Origin of the sequence: Azospirillum sp. (assembly GCF_035627195.1) — a bacterium.
Classification (GTDB): domain Bacteria; phylum Pseudomonadota; class Alphaproteobacteria; order Azospirillales; family Azospirillaceae; genus Azospirillum.
This window is the reverse complement of sequence record NZ_DASPMG010000405.1, coordinates 1-4,268: the sequence shown is the minus strand read 5'-3', so window position 1 is coordinate 4,268 and position 4,268 is coordinate 1. Positions and strand designations below refer to the sequence as shown.

Annotated in this window: 4 protein-coding genes; 3 read left to right on the top strand and 1 reads right to left on the bottom strand. The window is 66.4% G+C overall.

The annotated features are described in order from the left end of the window. Window positions 1-256 precede the first annotated feature (256 nt). Window positions 257-1,927, bottom strand: coding sequence for a methyl-accepting chemotaxis protein (locus tag VED21_RS34815; RefSeq protein WP_324890508.1), 1,671 nt, complete (start codon window positions 1,925-1,927; stop codon window positions 257-259). A 487-nt stretch (window positions 1,928-2,414) separates the two neighbouring features. Here VED21_RS34815 and VED21_RS34810 point away from each other — a divergent pair, with 487 nt between their 5' ends. Genes VED21_RS34810 through VED21_RS34800 form a run of 3 tightly spaced genes read left to right on the top strand, consistent with a single transcriptional unit; the run spans window position 2,415 to window position 4,110 of the window. Beyond that, on the top strand, window positions 2,415-3,131 hold the full coding sequence (locus tag VED21_RS34810) for an RNA polymerase sigma factor (RefSeq protein ID WP_324890507.1): 717 nt from the start codon (window positions 2,415-2,417) through the stop codon (window positions 3,129-3,131). A gap of 54 nt (window positions 3,132-3,185) precedes the next feature. Further along, a complete protein-coding gene (locus tag VED21_RS34805) occupies window positions 3,186-3,599 on the top strand; it encodes a DUF5602 domain-containing protein (protein WP_324890506.1) in 414 nt (137 codons plus the stop codon). A 1-nt stretch (window position 3,600) separates the two neighbouring features. Further along, window positions 3,601-4,110: a plastocyanin/azurin family copper-binding protein gene (locus VED21_RS34800; RefSeq protein WP_324890505.1), complete on the top strand. Its 510-nt coding sequence runs from the start codon at window positions 3,601-3,603 to the stop codon at window positions 4,108-4,110. Window positions 4,111-4,268 lie beyond the last annotated feature (158 nt).

The following is a 4,268-nucleotide window of genomic DNA, read 5'->3' as shown; positions in this document are numbered from 1 at the left end:
CTGGCGGCCAGTCTGCGCCGGAGCGACGTGCTGCGGCAACTGCGCGGCAGTGCCTTCGACTGATCGATGCTGAAGCGTGATGGGAAGGCAGGGAGTGACAGGGAGAGTTCCATCGCGTGCGGGAACTCCCTAGCGGCTGCTGTCGAATCGGTGCCGGCTCGGCCCCTATCTGCGTCTGCTTTACCCAGGCCCGGCCAAGTCCATGCTAAATCACACAAGAGGGTGATGCGGACAAAGCCTTCAGGCGCAGTCCGTCTCACGCCGCCCGAATGTTGGCGAGGAAGGCCTCGACGTCTCGGCGCAGAGCTTCAGACTGCTGCGACAGTTCCCGGGAGGCGCCGAGGACCTGGCTGGCGGCGGCGCCCGTTTGTGTTGCGGCCTGCCTCACCTCGACGATGTTCCCACTGACGACCTCGGTGCCGCGGGCGGCCTGCTGGACATTGCGGGAAATCTCGCCGGTGGTGGCGTTCTGCTCCTCGATGGCGGCAGCAATGGCCGAGGCGATCTCGTTGATCGTCGTGATCGTCTGCCCGACCTCCTCGATTGCTCCAACCGTGTTCTGGGTGGCGGTCTGCACGGCGGCGATCTGCGCCGCGATCTCCTCGGTGGCCTTGCCGGTCTGGTTGGCAAGCGCCTTCACCTCGCTCGCCACGACCGCGAAGCCTTTGCCCGCCTCGCCCGCGCGCGCCGCTTCGATGGTGGCGTTCAGCGCCAGCAGGTTGGTCTGGCTGGCGATGTCCTGGATCAACTTGACGACCTCGCCGATCCGGCTTGCGGCGTCGGCGAGGTGGCGCACCGAGCCGGTGGTGTCGTGGGCCTGCCGCGCCGCCTTCGAAGCGATTTCATTCGAGGTGGCAACCTGCCGGCTGATCTCCTGGATGGACGCCGCCATCTCCTCGGTGGCGGACGCAACGGTCTGCACGTTGGCCGAGGTCTGCTCGGCCGCCGCCGACGAAGCGGTTGCCTGATGGTTCGCCTGGTCGGCCAGAGAGGCCATGCTTTGTGCTGTGGAGTCCAACTCGGTGGCGGCCGAGGCCACCGTGCGCAGGCCGCGCATCACCGTGCCTTCAAAGTCGTGAACCAACGTTTCGACCTTGGCGCTATGCCGCTCCTTGGCGTCCCGGTGCGCCGCCTGGTCGGCCTCGAGCCGCTGCCGCGCGATGCCGTTCTCCTTCAACACCTGGACCGCCCGCGCGATGTCGCCGATTTCGTCCTCGCGCTGACGCTCCGGCACCTCGATGCCGTAGTTCTGGTTGGCAAGTTCGCCCACGACACCGCTCATGCGCACCAGCGGCGCGACGGCACGGCGGCTGAAGACACCGTAAAGGATGGCCAGGAAACTGAGCGCCGTCAGGGCGATGGAGAACTGGGCGACAAGGCTCAGCAACCGTGCCCGGCTGCGTGCGTGCTCGACGGCGCCCTTGGTCCGTTCGCTCAGCATCTCCTGGAAGCGGGAGACCGGCGCCACGATTTCCGCCTTGCCGCGGTCGTAGCCGGCCCCGAACATGAGCTCCTGCGCCTTGCGCAGGTCGCCCTCGGCGACCGCCTTCATCGAGGCATCCTCCAGGCCGATCAACGTGTCCGACTTCCGCTTTGCCTCCTCGATCAGGTTGAGTTCATTCTGCGGGGCGCCGAGTTCCGTAAGCCGCTGCACGACACGATCACGCGTCTTGGTCTCCTTCACCTCGCGCCAATAGGCGTCGAAGTGGCGCTTATCGCCGAACACGGTGTAGCGGCGCGCCTCGTTGGTCAGGTGGTCAGAGGCGTTGGCGAGGTCGAAGGCCAATTGCTTGTATTCCGCCTGCTCCAGCGTCGCCTGCCGCTCCGCATCCGCTGCTCGGTTCGCGAGCACAAGGCATCCCCCCGACACCACAGATAGCGCGATTGTTGCGGCGTAGGACATTCGGGTGATTGCGGAGATGCGCATGTCGACCTCTACCGGTTGCTTCTTCGTTGGATCTGTTGTGGGAGGCATTATTTCAATAAGAGGATTGAGCTTTTATTAATAGACTATTTGAGAGTGAATCTCATTGCGTAACTTAATTAGTGGCTTTGTAAGATTTATTACTGGATTTTGGCTGCTGCCGTTTTGAAAACCCCTAGGAAGAACACGGGGTTGTTGCTGTTGGCAAACTGGTAAAGAGCGTCAACCTGCTGACCGGGTGCGCGGATCGGTGTCAGTCCCAGAGAGCCCTCTCGTGGACGGCGCTCAGGCTTGGCATGCCCGGCACCGTGTCGGGCACCTGTTGGCGCCGTCCGGTTCGCGGCGAAGAGAAGCCGCCAATTCGCTGCCCCCACCGTGGTGCGGAGCCGCAGGCCTGCCGCTTCGACTCCTGCTCCGAAATGAGTAAGTCGTCTGCGCGGGAACCTGATCGCCACCTCGTGCATCAAAGCCACCAGACAGGGAGCGATGCATGGACCAGACAAACGCCATCGTGCGGCAGGCGGCCTACAGCGACCCCGAACTGGCCGGACGGATCCGGCGCGGCGACGCCAACGCCTTCCGCATCCTGATGCAGCGGCACAACCAGCGGCTCTTCCGCATGGCGCGCAGCGTGTTGCGCGATCCGGCCGAGGCGGAGGATGCGGTGCAGGACGCCTACATTCTGGCCTTCACGCGCATCGGCCAGTTCCGCGAGGACGCCAGCCTTGCGACCTGGCTGGGCCGCATCGTCCTCAACGAGGCGCTGCGGCGGCTGCGCCAGAGGAAGCCCATGACCGAGTTCGATGAGGGCGGCGCCGATGGCCGGACGGCGGGCGCTGAGGTCATTCCCTTTCCAGGGGCCCAGCAACCCGTCGCGACACCCGAAGAGGACGCCGCCCGCGCCGAGACGCGGCGCTTGCTGGAGCGTGCCATTGATGCGCTGCCGGACCCGTTCCGCATCATCTTCGTGCTGCGTGAGATCGAGCAGATGAGCGTCGAGGAGACGGCGTGCAGCCTCGGCATCCCGCCCGACACCGTCAAGACGCGCCTGCACCGCGCCCGCCGCCTGCTCGGCCACAGCCTGCGGCGGCAGCTCGCGCCCAATCTGGCTGGCGCGTTCCCGTTCGCCGGCGAGCGCTGCGCGCGCATTGTCGCCCGGGTCCTCGGCCGCCTGGGCCTGCCGGCACCGCCGTCCGGCGGTGAGTGACGCACATCGGTCCGACCCGCTCCTATGTTGGACCATCATCAAGGGAGGACACGCATGCTGATCCGCACCATCCTGGTCGCCGGAGCCTTCGCCATGGCCGCCAATCCCGGGCAGGCGCAGAACCTGGACAAGGCCCCGCCCGGCGGCGCCTACAAGAAGGTCAGCGACCTGGTGAAGCTGCCCGACTTCCTGCCGGGCATGGGCACGCTCTATGTCGATCCGAAGACGCTGCCGGCCGGCCCCTTCCTGGCTTACGACCGCGATGGGCGGCTGGTCAGCACCATCTACATGGTTCCGGTCGAGGACATCCAGGATCGGAAGAAGCTGGACAACCTGAAGGCCGCCGGCGCCAAGGTCGACCACGTCGACATGCACTTCAACGCCGGCCATCCGGGCGTGGAGAAGCCGCACTACCACGTCGTCCTCTGGCACGTCGCCGAGGCCGACGAGGCGCGCGTGGCGAAGTAGCATGATGGCGCGACGCACCGTGCTCCGGGCCGGCGGCTGGGCCGCCGGCCTGGCGCTGCTCGGCCTGTCGGCACCGGCACAGGCCGCAGGGGTCGTGGAGATCCGCATGCGCGGCAACGCCGACGGATCGACGGTGTGGTTCGACCCGGTCGGCGTGCTGGTCGAGCCCGGCCAGACAATCCGCTGGATCAACGTGGATCCCGGCAACGCGCACACCAGCACCGCCTACCACCCGGCGAACGGTGATCACCCGCAGCGCATCCCCGAGGGAGCGGCGCCGTGGCACTCCGACTATTTGCTGCCGGACCAGACCTTCGAGCTGCGCCTCACCGTGGCTGGCGTCTACGACTACTTCTGTCTCCCACACGAGGAAGCCGGCATGGCCGGGCGCCTCGTCGTCGCCCATCCGCAAGGCAGCCCGTCCGTGGCCGCACGTCCGGAACCGGCGCAGAGGCCGCTTCCATCCGTGGAGGAGATCCTCCGCCGCAAAATCGTGCGCATCGATCGCTAAGGCAGAACCACAACCGGCGTTCTTCAGGACGCCCGTCCCAGAGACCGTGACAGGGCCGCTTGGGGGCAAATAACGGATATTGCAGAAGGGGAAGGGCGCGGCTCACCACATCGTAGGCAAGCCGCGCACAGCGCAGACGCTGATTGCTCGTGGCGCTC

What these genes read in the sequence shown, in the direction of transcription:
- VED21_RS34815 (WP_324890508.1), bottom strand. Translation starts at nt 1,927, where the DNA reads ATGCGCATCTCCGCAATCACCCGAATGTCCTACGCCGCAACAATCGCG.
- VED21_RS34810 (WP_324890507.1), top strand. Translation starts at nt 2,415, where the DNA reads ATGGACCAGACAAACGCCATCGTGCGGCAGGCGGCCTACAGCGACCCC.
- VED21_RS34805 (WP_324890506.1), top strand. Translation starts at nt 3,186, where the DNA reads ATGCTGATCCGCACCATCCTGGTCGCCGGAGCCTTCGCCATGGCCGCC.
- VED21_RS34800 (WP_324890505.1), top strand. Translation starts at nt 3,601, where the DNA reads ATGATGGCGCGACGCACCGTGCTCCGGGCCGGCGGCTGGGCCGCCGGC.